We start from the raw sequence: 19,496 nt of genomic DNA on the forward strand, positions 1-19,496 counted from the left end.
CTCTTGGGCGGTGGTGGTGTCGCCGGAGGGGGCGGTCGTTTTCTCTTGGGCGGTGGTGGTGTCGCCGGAGGGGGCGGTCGTTTTCCCTTGGGCGGTGGTGGCGTCGCCCGAGGGTGCGGCCGTGTTGCCTGGTGCAGTGGTCGCCTCTCCGCATGCGCCGACTGCGTGCGCGGAGGGTGTGGTTGGCGCAGTCGTGCCGCCCGCAGGCGTGGTTGTGGCGTCTGGGGCGGTGGCTGGGTTGTTGGGGGCAGGGGTTGGGTGCGCGGAGGGTGTGGTTGGCGCAGTCGTGCCGCCCGCAGGCGTGGTTGTGGCGTCTGGGGCGGTGGCTGGGTTGTTGGGGGCAGGGGTTGGGTGCGCGGACGGCGCGGTGGGCGCGGGCGTGCCGCTCGAGGACGCGGGCCTGTCGTCTGCCTGGGTGGCCACCTCGACGGGGGAGGCGGCTGCTTCCGCAGCGTTCTCAGACGGAGCGGCGTGGTCTCCGGGAGCAGCAGTTCCGGTGGGTGCGTCCCCGGACGGAGTGGTCGCGGGCACCGGGTTGCCTGCGTTGTCGGGGCGCACGGTGGGCGTGCTCCTGCTGTCGTCCGGACGCTCGGCGAACGCGTTCTCGTCGGGAGCGTTCTTGTCAGGAGCCGGTGCAGGGAGAGCGGCGGCGTTGTCCGCGGCCGTGGCGTCGGAGGCCGACGGTTTCTGAGGGCTCGAAGGCCGGCCTCTTCCCAGCGGGCGCGCCACTCGCGGCGTACCTCGTCGGGGTCGCGGCCGAGGCGATCGACGGCGAGTACGCGGACGAACTCCCACGTCGTCTCCCAGCTTGGCAGCGCTTTCCCTCGGGCGGCCGCTGCCAGGGACGACTTGGAGGCCGCCGCGCCGAGCTTGGAGGCCATGTCCGCGAAGGACGGGTCGCCCGCCTCCTTCTTGAGCTCCCAGAGAAGGTGTGCGAAGAGCGCGACGGGCCCCGATGCCGGATCCGGACGGATCGGCCTGCGCCCCCGTCGCGTGCTGGCCGTGCCTTCGCCTTGATGTCCAGGTGACTGCGCCATCCCACCCCTATTTCGGTCAGTCGCATGTACGGCGATCGCCGCATCACACCAAGACCAAGGGAGGTTACCAAAAGGCCCTTCGGCGGACGAAATGCCCCAATTGGGGAACGGCAGAAAGGGATGAATTGCTCTTATAGTGATGAACTGGGGCATGCGGTGTCGCCTCTGAGGGCGGCTCCGGAACATTTTCGGCTCGGACCGTTCCATCCATGGCCAGACCGTAAAACCTTCCGGATTGCGAATCGGCTGGTCGAAAAGCGGCCTTCCGGTAAACGGCGCGAGTCGGCGGTCCTGCAAATGTGCGGGCATTTCCAGTAGCGCAGCGGGTGCAGGAAAGTGCAGGTCAGCGGACTGGGCCTGGCACGACTGGCAGGCCCCACCTGAGCAGCCGCCCGGAGGACCTGAGCAGCCGCCCGGAGGCTCGCGCTATCAGCCGCACAGCCGACATGGCCGGCGCTGGATCGGCCGCATGGTCGGTGGCCAGTGTGGGGTAGCCGTACCGGTCGGTCGTGTGGTCGGTACGGTCGGTGTGCGATCGGTCGGTCGTGTGGTCGGTACGGTCGGCCCGCGACCGGTCGGCCGCACGGTCGTGCCTGCCCGGGGCGGGGGCGGTGATGGTCGTGTGGTCGGGACGGGTGGGGCGGGGGCGGTGACGGTTGCCCGGTCAGCGGCTGGCGTGGGGGCGGTGGTGCGGCCGGTGCCGGTCAGCCGAGCCAGCCGGGCGCGACCAGGACTGCCCATGCCGCGAGAGGGCCGGCCAGGACGATCGCGGCCCCGTACGCCAGCAGCTTGCGGTAGAAATCGTCCCTCGGCATGCCGCGTACGTTGGCGACCAGCAGCGCGCCCGTGGTCGAGAACGGGCTCACGTCCACGATCGCCGACGATACCGACAGGGCGGCGATCATCGCGATCGGGCCGAGCGTGCCCTGCGACAGCAGCGGTACGGCCAGCGGCACCAGCGCGCCGAGGATGCCGACCGTCGAGGCGAACGCCGACACCACGCCGCCGACGTAGCAGATGAGCAATGCCACCAGCAGCGGGACGCCGATCGCGGCCACCGCCGAGCCGACGTAGTCGACGGTGCCGATCTCCTGCAGCACGCCGACGTACGTGACGACACCGCAGATCAGCAGCACGGTCGGCCAGGCCACCCGCTCCACCGCGCCCTTGTTCGACTTCGGCGAGGTGAGGGAGAGCACGACGGCCACGGTGATGGCGGTCAGCCCGACGTCCAGCTTGAACGCCAGTACGGCCACGCACAGCGCGACGATGCCGGTGAGTGTGAGCGCCTGGTGCGCGGTCAGCCGCAGCCCACCATCGTCGGCGGTCGAGGGCTGTCCGGTAGCGGGTGCGGCGGTTGTCGCGGGTCGTTCCGTCGTGGGTGTGGCGGTGGTCTGGGGTCGTTCCGCTGTGGGTGTGGCGGTGGTCTGGGGTCGTTCCGTCGTGGGTGTGGCGGTGGTCTGGGGTCGTTCCGCTGTGGGTGTGGCGGTTGTCGCGGGTCGTTCTGCTGCGGATGTGGTGGTGGTCGTCGAGTGTTCCGTCGCCTGAGCGGTCGCCGTCGCGGGTTGTTCTGTCGCGGGTACGTGGGTGCCGCGGCGGATCAGATCACGCCCGCCGAACACGAAGAACACGATCACAGCGGCGGCGGTGTTGTACGCGAAGCTGGACAGGAACAGCACCAGGTAGTCCATGGGCAGGCCGGCCTCGCTTGCGACGCCGTTCACGATGCCGCCGAGCACGCTGATGGGGGAGAACGCGCCGGCCTGCGTGCCGTGGGCCACCATCAGCCCGATGAGCAGGGCGTGGATGCGGTATTCGGCGGCGAAGCCGAACGCGATCGGCGCCAGGATGGCCGCCACCGCGGGGGCGGGCGCGCCGACCGCCGTCAGCAGCGCGGAGATGACGAAGACGACCGGCGGGATGGCGGCGAGCCGCCCGCGTACGAGGTGCACGGCCGCCCGGACCAGCCAGTCCACGGTCCCGTTGTTGGTGGCGATGGCGAACAGCAGCGTCACCCCGACGAGGATCACGAACAGGCTGCCGGGGAACGCGCCGAGGATGTCGTCGGTGCTCATGCCCGCGGCCAGCGTCCCGACCAGGAAGGCGCCGACGAGGGCCAGCGCGCCGAGGTTCACGGGAAAGATCGTGGCCACGACGAACATGAGGATGAGGGCGAGGATGGACAGGAGCTCTGCGGACACTGCTAACTCCGATCTCCCCCGAGAGTCAGGTCAGGCCGGCCGCCTGGTGGACGAGCTCGACCGGGTGGCGCGCCATGCGTCCCGCGCCGTGTGCGATCTGCTGGCGGCACGAGACCCCCGTGGCCGCGAGCAGGGTGTCAGGTGGGGATGCGGCGATCGCCGGGAAGAGCCGGAGACCGCCGATCTTCATGGACAGGTCATAGTGTTCGGCCTCGAAGCCGAACGATCCGGCCATGCCGCAGCAGCCGGCGTCGATCTCGGTCACCTCCGCTCCTGGGATCCTGGACAGCAGCGCGCGGGTGGCCGCCGTGCCGGTGACGGCCTTCTCGTGGCAGTGGCCGTGCAGGAGGATCTCGCGCCCGCGCAGCGCGTCGCCGAGCACCAGCCGGCCGTCGTCGATGGCTTGCGTCAGCAGGTCGGGTACGAGCCTGGCCCGCGCCGCGACCTGCGCCACCCGGGGGTCTCCTGGCAGCAGAGCGGCGTACTCGTCCTTGAGCGTCAGCAGGCACGACGGCTCCAGGCCGACGATCGGCGCGTCGGAGCCGGAGAGGCGGCCGACCATGTCGGAGGCCATCGAACGTGCCTGATCGAGCAGCCCCTTGGAGATGCTGGAACGGCCGCAGCAGCCCTCGGACTCCAGCCGCACCCGGTAGCCGGCCCGTTCGAGCAGCTCCACGGCGGCGCGGCCGGCGGAGGGCTCGCTGAAGGTGGTGAAGGAGTCGGCGAGCAGGATCACCTCCTCGCCGCCGTCCGGTGGCGCGGGGCGGCGGGCGAACCAGCGCAGCAGGTTGTCGCGGTGGAAGCGGGGCAGCGGGCGGCGCCTGGCCAGCCCGAGCGGGCCGCGTACGGCGCCGGCCAGCCAATTGGACACCGGCGCCGTGGCCGAGCCGAGCCGGTTGAGCGTCCTGATCGCACCGAACGCGCGGGAGCGCAGCGGCACGCCGTGCTGACTCTGGTACTGGTGCAGGAACTCGCTCTTCAAGGCCGCCATGTCCACGCCGAGCGGGCACTCCGACTGGCACGCCTTGCACTCCAGGCACAGGTCGAGGATGCCGTGCAGCCGCTCATCGCCCAGCGCCCGCCGCGGGTCGGGCGACGACAGCGCCTTGACCAGCGCGTTGGCCCGTCCCCTGGTGGAGTGCTCCTCCTCGCGGGTCGCCATGTACGACGGGCACATGACGCCGGTGTCGTCCTTGCGGCACACGCCGACGTTCATGCACCGGTCGGCGGCTGCGTGCATGCCGCCGCCGAAGGCCAGCGTGGTGGCCAGCGGGCGCGGCTCGGGCATGGCCGGATCGCGCAGATGCTCGGTCATCGGCGGCGCGTCCACGATCTTGCCGGGGTTGAGCCGCCCGTCGGGGTCGAAGATCCGCTTGACCTGCCGCATCGCCTCGTAGATGCGCTCGCCGAACAGCCGCCGGTTGAACTCCGAGCGGGCCAGCCCGTCGCCGTGCTCGCTGGAGTTGACGCCGCCGTAGCGGGCGGCCAGGTCGGCGACCTCCTCGGCGACCGCCCGCATCGTGGCGATCTCGCCGGGCTCTCGCAGGTCGACGAACGGCCGGATGTGCAGGCAGCCGACCGAGCAGTGGCCGTAGAAGCCGGCGCGCAGGCCGTGCCGGTCGAGCACGCGGGCGAACTCCTCCACGTACGGCAGCAGCCGCTCCGGCGGCACCGCGGTGTCCTCGACGAACGCGAGCGGCCTGCGGCTGCCGACGCTAGAGGCCATGAGCAGGCCGAGCCCGGCTTTGCGGACCTTCAGCACGGCCTCCTGCTCGCCCTTCGTGTACGCCTTGAGCGTGTGGTAGCCGTGCCCGCCCGCCCGCCACGCGGCGGCCAGCTCGTCCACGCGTTCGGCCACCTCGGCGGGGCTGTCGCCGAAGAACTCCACGAACAGCAGCGCCTCGGGATCGCCCTCCACGATGGAGGCGAGCGCCGCGTAGTCGACCCGCCGCCTGGACAGGTCGAGTATGGCCTTGTCCAGCAGCTCCACCGAGGCCGCGCCGAGCGACAGCGCGTCGGCGGTGGCCGCGACGGCCGCCGGGGTCGAGGTGAAGTGGCCCACCGCGATGGCCTTGGCGCGCGGCAGCGGCACCAGACCGACCGTGGCCTCGGTGACCACGGCCAGCGTGCCCTCCGAGCCGACGATCAGCTTGGTCAGGTCCACGTCGCCGCCCGCCGCGGCCGCGTCCAGCCGGTAGCCGCCGGAGTGCCGCCAGAAACGCGGGAAGCCTGACAGATCGAGCCCATCGAGCACCTCGCCGACCGCGGCCTTGAGCCGGGCGTCGGTGGCGAGGTCGGGCGTGCTCGCGTCGGCCAGCACCACCTTCAGCGCCTGGACGTGGTCGATGGTGGAGCCGTACAGGACGGAGTGGCTGCCGGCCGAGTTGTTGCCGATCATGCCGCCGATCGTGGCCCTGTTGCTGGTGGAGGTGTCGGGGCCGAACATCAGGCCGTGCTTGCGCGCGGCCCGGTTGAGCTGGTCCTGTACGACGCCGGGCTGCACCCGCGCGGTGTCGCCGTCGATCTCCAGGATGCGGTTCATGTGCCGGGAGAAGTCGACGATCACGGCGGCGCCCACCGTCTGCCCGGCCAGGCTGGTGCCCGCGCCGCGCGGCAGCACCGGCACGCCCAGCTCGCCGCAGGCCGCCACCAGCGCCTGCACGTCGTCGGCGTGCCTGGGGAAGGCGACGGCCAGCGGCTCGATGGCGTACATGCTGGCGTCGGAGGAGTAGAGGTGCCTGGTGTACGGGTCGTCCCTGACGTCGCCGGCCAGCAGCGGGGCCAGCGTGCGTGCCAGGCTCACGCGGCGCCTCCCGGAATCGTCCGTGCCAGGCTCATGCGGCGCCTCCCCGAATCGTCCGTGCCAGGCTCATGCGGCGCCCCCCGGAATCGTCCGTGCCAGGCTCACTCGGCGACCTCCAAGCCCGCTGAGCCCTCCGAGCCCTCCAGGTAGGCGAGCGCCGCCCGCGCCCCGCCCTCCTTGATCGGCACCCCGGCCGCCGCCAGCCCCATCTCGACCCCGCTCAGCGTGCCCGCGAGCATCAGGTCGTTGAAATGGCCGAGATGCCCGATCCGGAACACGCGGCCCGCCAGCCGGCCGAGCCCGGTGCCGAGCGACATGTCGTACCGCTCAAGGATCAGGCGTCTGACCGCGTCGGCGTCGTGGCCGTCCGGCAGCACCACGGCGGTGAGCGAGCTGGAGTACGCGCGCTCGTCGGCGCACAGCACCTCAAGTCCCCACCCGCGCACGGCCCGCCTGGTCGCCTCCGCGTGCCGGTCGTGCCGGGCGAAGACCGCCTCCAGGCCCTCCTCCTCCAGCATGATCAGCGCCTCGCGCAGGCCGTACATGAGGTTGGTGGGCGGCGTGTACGGGAAGAAGCCGCGCCGGTTGGCCTCGATGATCGGATCCCAGTCCCAGTACGAGCGCGGCAGCCGCCCCCGGTGGGCCAGCGCCTTCTCGCTGACGGCGTTGAACCCCATGCCGGGCGGCAGCATCAGCCCCTTCTGGGAGCAGCCGACGGTGACGTCCACGCCCCAGTCGTCGTGGCGGTACTCCATCGAGCCGAGTGACGAGATCGTGTCCACCAGCAGCAGCGCCGGATGCCCGGCCCGGTCGAGGGCCTCGCGGATGTCGGGTACGGGACTGCGCACGCCGGTCGAGGTCTCGTTGTGCACCACCATCACGGCGGCCACGTCGGGGCTGAGCCGATCGGCGAGCGCGGCCGGGTCGGCGGCGTGCCGCCAGTCGCCGGGCACGACGTCCACCACGAGGCCGAGCCTGGCGGCCAGCTCGCACCACAGCGTGGAGAAGTGCCCGGTCTCGAACGCCACCACCTTGTCACCCGGCGACAGCGTGTTGACCAGCGCCGCCTCCCACGCGCCGGTGCCCGACGAGGGGTAGCAGACGACCGGCCCCGAGGTCATGAACACGCCCTTCAGCCGTTCCAGCACCTCGCCCGTGAGCCGGGCGAACTCGGGTCCGCGATGGTCGATGGTCGGCTGCGCGATCGCGCGCAGCACCCGGTCGGGAACGTTGGTCGGCCCTGGGATCTGCAGGAAGTGCCGGCCCACTGATGGATCACCTCCGTGCCGTATGGCGGCACGGCGTGCCGCATGACGGCTCATTCACCGTAAAATCACACCGCAGAGGAGTCAATGATGAGAAGCGTGGTGAACGCCCTCCGAGCGCTCGAAGCGGTCGCCGCCCGCCAGCCGATCGGCGTGGGCGAGCTGGCCCGCGAGCTGGGGCTGCCCAAGAGCACCGTGCAGCGGTCGCTGAAGACGCTGCACGAGGCCGGGTGGATCAGGCCCGCCGGGGGCGAGGTCACGCGCTGGCAGGTGACGAGCAAGGTCTTACGCCTCGCCCGCACCACCGAGCTGAGCCTGCGCGATGCGGCCATGCCCGTCATGGAGGAGCTGCGCCAGCGCACCGGTGAGACGATCCACCTGATGGTGCCCGAGGGCGACGCGGTCGTGCTCATCGAACGCCTGGAGACCGACAAGCCGGTGCGCATCGTGCTGCCGCTCGGCATCAGGCTGCCGCTGCACGCCTCCGCCAACGGCAAGGCCGTGCTCGCCCACCTCGACCGCCCGCTCGGCGAGCTGCCCGCGTACACCGAGAACACCATCACCGACCCAGCCGCGCTGCGGGCCGAGCTGGATCGGGTGCGCGCCCGCGGCTACGCCGACAACCGGGGCGAGTGGCGCTCTGACATCGCGGCCGTCGCCGCCGCCGTGCTCGGCCCCTCCGGGCCCGTCGCCAGCCTCAGCGTCTCCACCCCGGCCGGCCGCATGACGGAGACGCTGCGCGCCGAGTACGGCGCACTCGTCACGGAAGCGGCCGCCGCGCTGTCCAGGCGCTGAGCCGTCACTCGGCACGGGCGGGACGGAGAGGCGCTGAACCGCCGCTTCACCGGCGCTGGTGCGTCACCCCGTCGGTGACGGGCTGCCGGAGATCGAGTCGTCCGTCGTCGGAGCCGTCGGCGGCGCGGTGGCGGGCGGCGATGCCGTCGGCGGCGCGTTGGGGGAGGGCGGCAGGTTCGCGTACTGGCCGGTCCGCGCCATGACCGGCACTATCACGCGTACGGACGTGCGGTCCTGGAACGTGAACGTCATCGGCACCGAGGTGCCGCGCGCGCCCGACACCATCCCGATCGGCTGGTTGCCGGTGCCGATCGCATAGTCGGGCGGGATCGCGACGGGCCCGGCGAGCCGCACCGTGCCGCCGCCTTCGACCGTGACGTTCTCCAGCGTGGCAGGCCGGTCGGAGCTGTTGACCAGCACCACGTACAGTGCCTGCTCGGGCGCCGGCGAGGCCGGGTCGGCGCTGCCCAGCAGGAAGGCGTTGCGCAGCTTAAGGTCCTGCCCGATGTTGGCGTTGGCACCGTCGTTCTGCGGAGCCTGGTTCGCCCAGTCCTTCTCCACCTTCGCGCAGCCCGTGACCGCCAGGCCCACGGCCACGGCGGCGATGACCAAACGACGCATCTGCGCTGCCCTCCTTCCGGCGTGGCCCTCCCGCTACCCGCCGCGAACCCGCACTCACCTCGCCCGTACGCGAACCCCGGCCCGTACGGCGAAACCCGGAACCCCCGCCGATTTCGGCTCGTGACCGCAGATCAACGTTCATGTACCGTCGCGGGTATCGCGAGACCTCCCCCCAGGAGCGGCAAGATGGTTGAGCAGCAAGAACTCGACGCATCAGGGCAGCAGAGAAGACGGCAACTGGTCCGGGCGGTGATCGCCTCAGCCGTCGGGACCTCGATCGAGTGGTACGACTTCTTCCTCTACGGCTTCGCCGCCAGCACCCTGTTCGCGGAGCTGTTCTTCCCCACCAGCGACCCCACCACAGGGCTTCTCCTCGCACTCGGCACCTACTTCGGCGGGTTCGCCGCACGGCCGATCGGCGCCGCCATCTTCGGCCATTACGGCGACCGCATCGGCCGCAAGGCCGCCCTCATCACCACCCTCGTCACCATGGGCCTGGCCACCGCGCTCGTCGGCCTGGTGCCCACCTACCAGCAGATCGGCATCTGGGGCGGCGTCCTGCTCACCGCGCTGCGCCTGCTCCAGGGCATCAGCGTCGGCGGCGAGTGGGGCGGCTCTGTCCTGCTGGCCACCGAGTGGGGCAAGACGCGCGGCGGCAAGCGCGGCTTCCTCGGCAGCTGGCCGCAGTTCGGCGTGCCGGTCGGGCTCGTGCTCGGCTACGTGGCGCTGCAGATCTTCCAGCCGCTGCACCCGTACTGGGGGTGGCGCATCCCGTTCCTGCTCAGCCTCGTGCTGGCCGGCGTCGGCCTGTACATCAGGCTCGGCATCCTGGAGACGCCCGTCTTCGCCAAGGTCGTCAAGGAGAACCGGGTCGAGCGGGTGCCCGTCAAGGAGGCGCTGGTCAAGAACTGGCGGGAGATCGTGCTCAGCGCGCTGCTGCGCACCGGCCAGCAGGCGCCGTTCTACATCTTCACCGTCTTCATCCTCACCTACGCCACCAAGACGCTGGGCTTCGCGGCGAACGACGTCTACACGTACGTGATCGTCGCCGGCCTCGTCTCCCTGGTCACGGTGCCGTTCTGGGGCTACATCTCCGACCTGGTCGGACGCCGCCGCCTCTACATCGTCGGCGCCGCGCTCATGGTCGTGTGGTCGTTCATCTACTGGCCGCTGCTCGACACCCGGGTGCCCGCGCTGGTCTTCCTCGCCATCGTGCTGGCCGCGCCCATCCACGACATCCAGTACGGCCCGCAGGCCACGTTCATCGCGGAGAGCTTCACCGGGCGGCTGCGCTACAGCGGCGCGTCGCTCGGCTACCAGCTCGCCTCGGTGACCGCGGGCGGGCCCGCGCCGCTGATCGCGGTCTGGTTGTACGCGACGTACGAGAGCTCCTTCGCGATCGCCGTCTACATGGCGATCTGCGCCGCGATCAGCGTGGTGGCGGCGTGGCTGCTCAAGGACCGCTCGCAGCACGACTACGCGATCGAGTACGACGAGCAGCAGGCCACGGCCTAGCCCCGGTCAGGCCGCGGGGCGCCGGGCGAGCAGGTCACGGATCGCCTTGACCACCTCCTCCGGCGCCTCCTCGGCCATGAAGTGGCCGCAGGAGACCGTACGGTGATCCAGGTCGTCCGCCCACGCCCGCCACCGCGCCGCCGCGTCGAACCCCAGCGCCGCGCCCCAGTCCTGCTGCAGCACCGTGACCGGCATCCGCAGCCGGCGGCCCGCCCGCAGGTCGGCCTCGTCGTCCTCGACGTCCACCGTGGCGGTGGCGCGGTAGTCGGCCACGATCGACGGCACCGCCTCACGCGACGCCTTCAGATAGGCGGCGCGCACGTCCTGCGGGATCGCCTCGGCATCGGACGCCCACAGGTCGAGGAAGTGGCCGAAGAACGCGTCCGCAGCCGCCCCGATCATCGTCTCGGGCAGGCCCTCCGGCTGGGCCATCAGGAACAGGTGGAAGCCGACGGCGGCCGCGCGGCCCCGCATCACCTCCCAGGAGTCCAGCGTCGGCAGCACGTCGAGCGCCGCCAGGTGAGTGACGCGGTCCGGGTGGTCGAGGCCCGCCCTGAACGCGACCAGCGCGCCCCGGTCGTGACCTGCGAGCGCGAACCGCTCGAAGCCGAGCGCCCCGGCCAGCGCGACGATGTCGGCGGCCATCGTGCGCTTGGCGTAGGTGCGGCCGTCCACGTCGCCCGGCTTGTCGCTGCCGCCGTAGCCGCGCAGGTCGGGGCAGATGACGGTGTGGTCGGCGGCGAGATCTGCGGCCACGTGCCGCCACATCAGGTGCGTCTGCGGGAAGCCGTGCAGCAGCACGACCGGACTGCCGTCGCCGCCCACGGCCACGTTCAGGCTCACGCGCTCGGCCACGGCGACGCGGCGCGTGTCGAACCCGGGAATCTGGGGCGTCATGCGGAATCGCCTCCTTCTGAAACGATGTATCGGAACGTCCGCACCCTGCCGCCCCTCGATCAGCGCCCGATCAGCAGCCGATCAGTGCTCCTGGGCAGCGGCTCGCGATCTACAAGGACGAACCGGGCCACCAGGACGAACCGGGCAGCGTCCGCGCCGAAGCCCCCCGTCTGCTCGGCTCCGTCCACACCGCCCTGCGGCAGGACGCACCCGGCTGGCGCCGACCGGGACTCGCCGAAGGCGGGCGGCACGAGAACCGGTCTGCCGGGGGTGCTCGCCGGGAGGACGGGCGGGGGCAGGTGGCGGTGGCGCGTAGGTTGGGTGGCGCCATGGTGACTTTCGGTGTGCTCGGCCCGTTGACGGCCACCTGCGAGCGCGGCCCGATCCCGCTCAAGGGGCCGCGCCACCGGGCCGTCCTGGCCAGGCTGCTGGTCGCCAGAGGGCGGGTCGTGCCGGTGTCGTGGCTGGTGAACGACCTGTGGGAGGAGCCGGGGGAGGGCGCGGTCGGGGCCGTGCAGACGTTCGTCGGGGCGCTCAGGAAGGCGCTCGAACCCGACCGCCCGCCGCGTACCCCTTCCCGCCTCCTCGTCACCTCGCCGCCGGGCTACGCGCTGCGCGCCGAGCCGGACGCGGTGGACGCCTGGCGCTTCGAGTCCGCGCTGGCCGAGGCCGCCCGTGTCCCGGCCGCCGAGGCGTACGCGCTGCTCGGAGCGGCTTTGGGGCTGTGGCGCGGGCCCGCGTACGCGGAGTTCGCCGACCAGGACTGGGCACGTGGCGAGGCCGCCCGCCTGGACGAGCTCCGCCTGCTCGCCGTGGAACGCCGGGCCGAAGCCGGTCTGATCGCGGGGCCGGCCGCCGAGTGCGTCGCCGACCTGGAGGCGCACGTCGCCGCCCATCCGCTGCGCGAGGACGGCTGGCGGCTCCTGGCGCACGCCCTGTACGCGACGGGACGCCAGGGCGACGCGCTCGCGACCCTGCGCCGTGCCAGGGAAACGCTGCTGGCCGAGCTGGGCGTGGACCCGGGCGCGGCCCTCCGCACGCTCGAAGCGGACATCCTCTCCCAAGCCCCCCACCTGACCGTCCCCCGGCACCCGGCCTCACCGGTCGAGCTCAGCGGGCCCGATCGGCTGCAGGCAGGGGCGGCGGTGGGGGAGCACCCGTTCGTGGGGCGGGAGGCGGAGCTGGGCGAGCTGGAGCGCGCGGCGGCGGATGTCGTGGCGTCCGGCCGGGCACGGCTCGCGCTCGTGTCGGGCGCGGCAGGTGCGGGCAAGACCGCTCTCGTACGTACGCTGGCCCGCCGGCTCGAAGCCACAGGCTGGCACACGGCGTGGGCGGCCGGTCAGGAAGCGCACGCCACCACCTGGCCCTGGCCCTGGCGTCCCGCCGACGCCGAGGCACAAGAGAGCACAAGGCGTCACACCCCGAGGGTCCGGGAGGCGAGCGCCGAGGTGGCGGCCGCCGCCCGCAGGGCACCGCTGCTGCTGGCCTTCGACGACCTGCACGAAGCCGACGAGGAGACGCTCGCCCTGCTCACCACGCTCGCCACCGGGCTCGGGCGCGCGCCGGTGCTGGTCGTCGGCACGTACCGCTCCACCGACCTCACCGTCCCCCTCACCGAGGCCCTGGGCCGGGCGGCGCGGGCGGAACCGGTGCGCGTCTACTTGGGCGGGCTGTCCGAACCGGAGACCGGAGCGCTGGTCCGCGCCCTCGCCACCCGCGAGCCACCCGGCGCCCACGTCCGTACGATCCACGCGCGCAGCGGCGGCAACCCGTTCTTCGTACGCGAGCTGACCCGCCTGTGGGAGAGCTGCGGGGACGCCGCCCTGCACACCGTCCCCGCCGGGGTGCGCGACGTGATCAGGCAGCGGCTGGCCGGGCTGCCCGAAGCGGCGCGCACCCACCTGCGCCAGGCCGCCGTCATCGGCCAGGAGATCGATCTCGACGTGCTCATCGCACTGGCCGGCGACGAGGAGGCCGTCCTGGACTCGGTCGAGTCCGCCCTGCTCGCGGGGTTCCTCGTCGAGCGGGACGCCCACCGGCTGGGCTTCGCGCACGCGCTGGTCCACGAGACCCTGTACGCCGACGTGGCCCGTGCCCGCCGCGCCCGCCGGCACGCCGCCGTCGCCGACATCGTCGAACGCCTGCGTCCCGGCGACGTGGAGGCGATCGCCCACCACTGCCTGCGATCCGAGGGGCGGGCCGACGACCTCCGTACCGCCCGCTACGCCCGTGCGGCGGCCGAACGTGCCGAGCGGCGCTTCGCCCCGCACGAGGCCGCCCGCCTCTGGCGCGCCGCCCTGGAAGCCTTCGGCCGCGCCGCCGAGCGCGGTGAGCAGGGCCCGTCGCAGGAGGAGCGGCTGGCGGCGGTCATGGGGCTGGGGCGGGCGCTGGCGGTGATCGGGCGGCTGGGGGAGTCGCGCCGCCTGCGGGCCGAGGCGGTGGACGCGGCAGAAGCGCTCGGCGACCCGCTGCTGACCGCCGCCGTCATCGGCTCCTTCGACGTGCCCGCCAACTGGACGGCCAACGACGACCCCGCCCTGTCGGCCCGCCTCGTCGCCGCCGCGGAACGCACGCTCGCCGCCCTCCCCGGCGACGAGACGTACGCGGAGGAGCGGGCCCGGCTGCTCATCACCATCGCCATGGAACGCCGCGCCGACCCCGGGCGGCGCGGCGACCAGGCGGCACGGGAGGCGGAGCGCATCGCCAGGCGGCTGGGGGACCGCACGCTGCTGGCGTACGCGCTCAACGGCCGCGCCCTCCAGACCTTCCACCGCGCCGGCCTGGCCGGCGAACGCGCCGCCATCGGCGAGGAACTGCTGAGGCTGGCCGAACGCGCCCCGACCGCAGCGGCGGCCAGGGAGCGAAGCGGGACGCCAGAGCCAGCGGGCGCGGGCGAGGGGATGGTGACGTTAACGGTGCTGGCGCACCTCATCCTGCTCCAGGCCAGGGCGGGGCTCGGTGACCTCGCCGCCGCAGACCGGCACGCCGCCGCCGCAGACCGGCTGGCCGAGCAGCACGACCTGCCGCTCGTCGGCGTCTTCACCGGCTGGTACGCAGCGCTCCGCCTGGCCATCACGTCCGGCGACTCCGACGAGGTCCGTGCCGCCTACCGCGCGGCGGCCGCCCGGCTCGACGGTTCGAGCATGCCCGGCGTCGAGCAGGGCCTGCTGCCCCTGGCTCTGCTCTGTCTGGACATCGCCGATGCCGGCCCCTCGCCGCCCGGCCTGTAAAGGCCAGTCAAGTCCCGGCCACCCCCGCCGGGGAAGCCGCGCCAGGGGGCGCCGTGCACGCGGAGCCAGGTCCGTACGAGGCGTGGGTGCGGCCGTTCACCCTGCTCGCCGCAGGCCGCTTCGACGAGGCGCGGGAGGCCGTGCGGGCCGTCCCCGAGTCGCCGCGCGACCTGCTGTACGAGCTGCGGACCTGCCTCCACGCCACGGCCGCGCTCGCGACCGGCGTGCACGACCACCTGCCCGGCCTGTACGACCGCCTGCTGCCCGCCCACGACGAGCTGGCCGGAGCGGGAAGCGGCCTGGTCACCCTGGGCCCGGTGGCTTTTCACCTCGGCCACCTGGCCTCCGCCCTGGGCATGCCGGAGCGCGCCCGCGAGCACTTCCGCCAGGCGGCGGCCGTCGCCGGCCGCGCCGGCGCCCCGCACTGGGCCACCGCAGCGACCAGCGCCGAACAGCGAATCGGGCGTTGACGGCCGCGAGCCCGTGAATGGAAACGGGCGGTGACAGGAAAGCAACGGGGCGCTGACGAGAGGAGGGCATAGCTGTAACCTTCATGTCAAAACGGACTGTCAGAACGACGGCCGCACCGCCGCCTCCCAACGGTGTCAGGCAGCCTTCCAATCCACTCCGTATTTCCGAAAGTTTCGGGCAACTTAACATCGGCGGAACCCGTCATGGGCCCCAGAGCACGCAGGAGGCCACAACCGGCAGGACCTGCAACACAGCAGGTTGGCGGCGGTCTTGACACGATTCAATGAGCCCCTTATGTTGCCGCAATATTAAACGGAACTGCTTGAAACTTTCGGCGTCATCCCCGCGTTACACCCCCCGCTCTCGCCGCGGGCCGGCGCCGGCATAAGGGCGAAGGGATGGCATGAGGGGCCACGAACCAAATGACACGCGCTCGGCGGCGTCCGGCGAGGGCGAGCAGTGGCGGGACGCGGGATCGACCCCCGCCCAGCGGGCGGAGGCCCTCATCCCCCTGATGACGCTGGAGGAGAAGGTCGCCCAGCTCGTCGGGGTCTGGGTCGGCGCCGACGCGTCGGGTGGCGGCGTCGCCCCGCACCAGACCGACATGGGCGAAGGGCCCGACTGGCAGGACGCGATCCGGCAGGGCCTCGGGCAGCTCACGCGGCCGTTCGGCACGGCTCCCGTGGACCCGGTGGCGGGCGCGCGCTCGCTGGCGGCCTCGCAGGAGGAGATCGTGCGTGCCAGCAGGTTCGGCATCCCCGCGCAGGTGCACGAGGAGTGCCTGACGGGGTTCGCGGCCTGGAAGGCGACCGTCTACCCGGCACCGCTGAGCTGGGGCGCTTCGTTCGACCCCGAGCTGGTCGAGGAGATGGCGGGACGGATCGGCCGTTCGATGCGCGCGGCGGGCGTCCACCAGGGCCTCGCCCCGGTGCTCGACGTGACCAGGGACTACCGCTGGGGCCGCACCGAGGAGACCATCGGCGAGGACCCGTACCTGGTGGGCACGGTCGGCGCCGCGTACGTGCGCGGCCTCGAAAGCTCCGGTCTGGTGGCCACGCTCAAGCACTTCGCCGGCTACTCCGCCTCGCGCGGCGGCAGGAACCTCGCGCCGGTGCACATGGGCCGCAGGGAGCTGGCGGACGTGATCCTGCCGCCGTTCGAGATGGCGCTGCGGCTCGGCGGGGCCCGCTCGGTGATGAACTCCTACGCCGAGATCGACGGCGTCCCGGTGGCCGCCGACGAGAGCCTGCTCACCGGCCTGCTGCGCGACGAGTGGGGATTCGAGGGCACGGTCGTCGCCGACTACTTCTCCGTACGGTTCCTCGAGCGGCTGCACGGCGTGGCCGCCGACGGCGGGCAGGCGGCGGGCCTCGCGCTGCGCGCCGGCATCGACGTGGAGCTGCCGACCGTGGACGCGTACGGCGCCCCGCTGGTCGAGGCGGTCAAGGCGGGCGCGGTGGACGAGGCGCTGATCGACAGGGCGCTGCGCCGCGTGCTGATCCAGAAGGCGGAGCTCGGCCTGCTGGATGCCGGCTGGCGGCCGCTGCCCGGCCCCGCAGAAGAGGTGCGGCTGGACGACGAGGAGAGCCAGGAGCTGGCGCTGCGGCTGGCGCGCGAGGCGATCGTGCTGCTGCGCAACGACGACGGCGTGCTGCCGCTCGCGGCGGGCGGCCGGGTGGCGCTGGTCGGCCCGGTGGCCGACGACCCGATGGCGATGCTCGGCTGCTACGCCTTCCCCGCCCACGTCGGCCCGCACCCCGAGCACGGGCTCGGCGTGGAGATCCCGTCGCTGCGCGAGGCGCTCGCCGAGCGGGTGCCCGGCCTGGAGTACGTCCAGGGCTGCGACATCAGCGGCACCGACACCTCCGGCATCGCCGAGGCGGTGGAGCTGGCGAAGAGCAGCGACGTGTGCGTGCTCGCGGTCGGCGACCGGGCCGGGCTGTTCGGGCGCGGCACGTCCGGCGAGGGCTGCGACGCCACCGACCTGCGGCTGCCCGGCGTGCAGGCGGAACTGGTCGAGGCGGTCCTGGCGACCGGCACGCCGGTGGTGCTGGTGCTGCTCGCCGGCCGCCCGTACGCGCTGGGCCCCGAGACCGACGCCGCCAAGGCCGTGCTGTTCGGCTTCTTCCCGGGCCAGCGTGGCGGCCAGGCGCTCGCCGAGGTGCTGACCGGCGCGGTGAATCCGACCGGCCGCCTGCCGGTGAGCGTGCCGCGCGACGCGGGCGGGCTGCCCTCCACCTACCTCTCGCCGCCGCTCGGCCGCCGCTCCCAGGTGTCGTCGGTGGACCCGACGCCCGCCTACCCGTTCGGCCACGGCCTGGGCTACACCGCCTACGAGTGGAGCGGCGCGCGGGTGCGCGGCGACGTCACCGGCTGGCCGGTGGACGGCGAGGTCGAGGTCGAGGTCACCGTGCGCAACACCGGCGAGCGGGCCGGCGCCGAGGTGGTGCAGCTCTACCTGCACGACCCGGTGGCGCAGACGACCAGGCCCGTCGTCCGCCTCATCGGATTCGCCCGCGTCCCGCTGGAGGCGGGGGAGAGCGCGCGGGTCACCTTCACCGTGCCGGCCGACCTCACGTCCTTCACCGGGACCGACGGCCGCCGCATCGTCGAGCCGGGCGAGGTCGAGCTGCGGCTCGGCCGCTCGTGCGCCGAGGCCGTGGCGACCCTGCCGCTGCGGCTGACCGGCGACGTACGTGAAGTCGGCCACCGCCGCCGGCTCCAGGCGCCGGCGCAGATCGATCGCAACCCCCCGGAGGGCCGAGCATGAGCACATCTGACACGCTGAGCCCGGCGAAGACTCAGCGTCCCCCCGCGAAGCCGGCACCTGGACGCCGGCGGCGGGAGAAGAGCGGCTCGTGGCGGCGGGCGTTCCGCCGCGACTGGCAGCTCTACACGCTGGCGATCCTGCCGCTGCTGTTCTTCCTGATCTTCCGGTACGCGCCGATGATCGGCAACGTCATCGCGTTCCGCAAGTTCGAGCCGGGCGGCAGCATCTTCGGCGAAGAGTGGGTGGGCCTGCGCTACGTGAAGCTGTTCCTGAACGACCCCACGTTCTGGAACGTCTTCACCAACACCCTCGTCCTGGGCGCGCTGACGCTGATCTTCTGCTTCCCGCTGCCGATCGTGCTGGCGCTGCTGCTCAACGAGGTCAGGCGGCGCACCCTGAAGCGGTTCCTGCAGTCGGTGACGTACCTGCCGCACTTCCTGTCGATGGTGATCGTGGCCGGCATGGTCATGCAGATCACCTCGCTGGACGGGCCGATCAACTCGTTCCTCGACTTCATCGGCAGCCAGAAGATCTCGTTCATGCAGGACCCGGACTGGTTCCGGACGATCTACGTCAGCTCCGAGGTCTGGCAGACGGTCGGCTGGGGCACGATCCTCTACCTCGCCGCGCTGACCACCATCGACGACCAGCTCTACGAGGCCGCGAGGATCGACGGCGCGGGCCGGTGGCGGCAGATCTGGCACGTGACGCTGCCCGGCATCCGGCCGACGGCGGTCACGCTGCTGATCCTCAACACCGGCACGTTCATGGCAGTGGGCTTCGAGAAGGTCTTCCTGCTCTACAACCCGCTGACCTATCCGACGGCCGACGTCATCTCGACGTACCTGTACCGGATGGGCCTTGAGGCCAGCAACTTCAGCTACGCGGCGGCGATCGGCCTGTTCGAGGCGATCATCGGCCTGGTGCTGATCCTCTCGGCCAACCTGATCTCCCGCCGCACAGTTGGGACGAGCCTGTGGTGAATACGCACGACATGACCCGGGGCTACCGCGTCTTCCAGTGGTTCAACGCGCTGATCCTCACCGTCGTCGTGATCGTGACGCTCTATCCGTTCGTCAACATCCTGGCGCGCTCGTTCAGCAGCCAGAGCGCGATCAGCGCGGGCGAGGTGAACCTCCTGCCGAAGGGGTTCAACCTGACCACGTACAAGATCGTGGCAGCGGACCCGATGTTCTGGACGAACTACCGCAACACGGTGGTCTACACGGTCGTCGCGACGTTCATCGCGATCGTGCTGACCACGAGCTACGCGTACGTGCTGTCCAAGAAACACCTCAAGGGCCGTACGTTCCTCATCGGCATCGCGGTCTTCACGATGTTCTTCTCCGGCGGCCTGATCCCCAACTACGTGCTGATCAGCAGCCTCGGCATGAAGAACACGATCTGGGCCATCGTACTGCCGAACGCGATCAGCGTGTTCAACCTCCTCGTCATGAAGGCGTTCTTCGAGAACCTGCCGCGTGACCTGGAGGAGGCCGCCGCCATCGACGGCCTGAACACGTACGGCATCCTGTGGAAGATCGTGCTGCCGCTGTCGAAGGCGGTGCTCGCCACGATGATCCTGTTCTACGCGGTCTCGTTCTGGAACTCCTGGTTCCCCGCGTTCCTCTACATGAACGAGGCCGACCTGTTCCCGGTGACCGTCTACCTGCGCAACCTCATCGCCGGCGCGACCGGAGCGGACTCCTTCGGGGCCGCGGCGGCCGAGGTGACCCAGGCGGCGGCCAACATCCAGGCGGTGACGATCGTGCTCACCGTCCTGCCCATCCTCCTGGTGTACCCGTTCGTCCAGCGCTACTTCGTCTCCGGCGTCATGCTCGGCGCGGTCAAGGGCTGACGTCCACGCCTTTCAACCCAGCAGAATCACGGG

12 protein-coding genes are annotated in these 19,496 nt (G+C 72.0%); 7 read left to right on the forward strand and 5 right to left on the reverse strand.

The window, feature by feature from the left end; genetic code table 11:
- Positions 1-1,741: 1,741 nt before the first annotated feature.
- The 3 genes from ACFMQL_RS25705 to ACFMQL_RS25715 form a co-directional block, all read right to left on the reverse strand.
- Entirely contained in the window at positions 1,742-3,238 is a 1,497-nt protein-coding gene (locus tag ACFMQL_RS25705) for an SLC13 family permease (RefSeq protein WP_378787391.1), read from the reverse strand.
- 25 nt (positions 3,239-3,263) lie between these two features.
- On the reverse strand, positions 3,264-6,041 hold the full coding sequence (locus ACFMQL_RS25710) for an FAD-linked oxidase C-terminal domain-containing protein (RefSeq protein ID WP_364056074.1): 2,778 nt from the start codon (positions 6,039-6,041) through the stop codon (positions 3,264-3,266).
- A 101-nt stretch (positions 6,042-6,142) separates the two neighbouring features.
- Positions 6,143-7,309 carry a pyridoxal-phosphate-dependent aminotransferase family protein gene (locus ACFMQL_RS25715; RefSeq protein WP_378787392.1) on the reverse strand — a complete coding sequence of 389 codons (1,167 nt, stop codon included), beginning with the start codon at positions 7,307-7,309 and terminating at the stop codon, positions 6,143-6,145.
- Positions 7,310-7,408: 99 nt separating this feature from the next.
- Here ACFMQL_RS25715 and ACFMQL_RS25720 point away from each other — a divergent pair, with 99 nt between their 5' ends.
- Entirely contained in the window at positions 7,409-8,101 is a 693-nt protein-coding gene (locus ACFMQL_RS25720) for an IclR family transcriptional regulator (RefSeq protein ID WP_378787394.1), read from the forward strand.
- Between the two features lie 63 nt (positions 8,102-8,164).
- On the opposite strand, the gene ACFMQL_RS25725 is transcribed toward ACFMQL_RS25720, so the two are convergent.
- Positions 8,165-8,722 carry a hypothetical protein gene (locus ACFMQL_RS25725; RefSeq protein WP_364056065.1) on the reverse strand — a complete coding sequence of 186 codons (558 nt, stop codon included), beginning with the start codon at positions 8,720-8,722 and terminating at the stop codon, positions 8,165-8,167.
- A 186-nt stretch (positions 8,723-8,908) separates the two neighbouring features.
- Between ACFMQL_RS25725 and ACFMQL_RS25730 the strand changes: the two genes are divergently transcribed.
- Positions 8,909-10,237: an MFS transporter gene (locus ACFMQL_RS25730; protein ID WP_364056062.1), complete on the forward strand. Its 1,329-nt coding sequence runs from the start codon at positions 8,909-8,911 to the stop codon at positions 10,235-10,237.
- A 6-nt stretch (positions 10,238-10,243) separates the two neighbouring features.
- On the opposite strand, the gene ACFMQL_RS25735 is transcribed toward ACFMQL_RS25730, so the two are convergent.
- Positions 10,244-11,134 (reverse strand): alpha/beta fold hydrolase, encoded by an 891-nt coding sequence (locus ACFMQL_RS25735; RefSeq protein WP_378787396.1) that lies wholly within the window; start codon positions 11,132-11,134, stop codon positions 10,244-10,246.
- Positions 11,135-11,463: 329 nt separating this feature from the next.
- On the opposite strand from ACFMQL_RS25735, the gene ACFMQL_RS25740 reads away from it, so the two are divergent.
- The 5 genes from ACFMQL_RS25740 to ACFMQL_RS25760 all read left to right on the forward strand — a co-directional run bounded on the left by ACFMQL_RS25740 (position 11,464) and on the right by ACFMQL_RS25760 (position 19,463).
- Positions 11,464-14,364, forward strand: a complete 2,901-nt coding sequence (locus ACFMQL_RS25740) for a BTAD domain-containing putative transcriptional regulator (protein ID WP_378787397.1) — start codon at positions 11,464-11,466, stop codon at positions 14,362-14,364.
- A 53-nt stretch (positions 14,365-14,417) separates the two neighbouring features.
- Positions 14,418-14,834: a hypothetical protein gene (locus tag ACFMQL_RS25745; protein WP_378787399.1), complete on the forward strand. Its 417-nt coding sequence runs from the start codon at positions 14,418-14,420 to the stop codon at positions 14,832-14,834.
- A 404-nt stretch (positions 14,835-15,238) separates the two neighbouring features.
- On the forward strand, positions 15,239-17,605 hold the full coding sequence (locus ACFMQL_RS25750) for a glycoside hydrolase family 3 N-terminal domain-containing protein (RefSeq protein ID WP_378787401.1): 2,367 nt from the start codon (positions 15,239-15,241) through the stop codon (positions 17,603-17,605).
- Positions 17,602-18,588, forward strand: coding sequence for an ABC transporter permease subunit (locus ACFMQL_RS25755; protein ID WP_364056050.1), 987 nt, complete (start codon positions 17,602-17,604; stop codon positions 18,586-18,588). The genes ACFMQL_RS25750 and ACFMQL_RS25755 overlap by 4 nt, the downstream gene beginning before the upstream one ends.
- Positions 18,585-19,463: a carbohydrate ABC transporter permease gene (locus tag ACFMQL_RS25760; protein WP_364056047.1), complete on the forward strand. Its 879-nt coding sequence runs from the start codon at positions 18,585-18,587 to the stop codon at positions 19,461-19,463. Before ACFMQL_RS25755 ends, ACFMQL_RS25760 begins: the two co-directional genes overlap by 4 nt.
- Positions 19,464-19,496: the final 33 nt, after the last annotated feature.

This window comes from Nonomuraea fastidiosa, from assembly GCF_042751225.1.
GTDB classification, from domain to species: Bacteria; Actinomycetota; Actinomycetes; order Streptosporangiales; family Streptosporangiaceae; genus Nonomuraea; species Nonomuraea fastidiosa.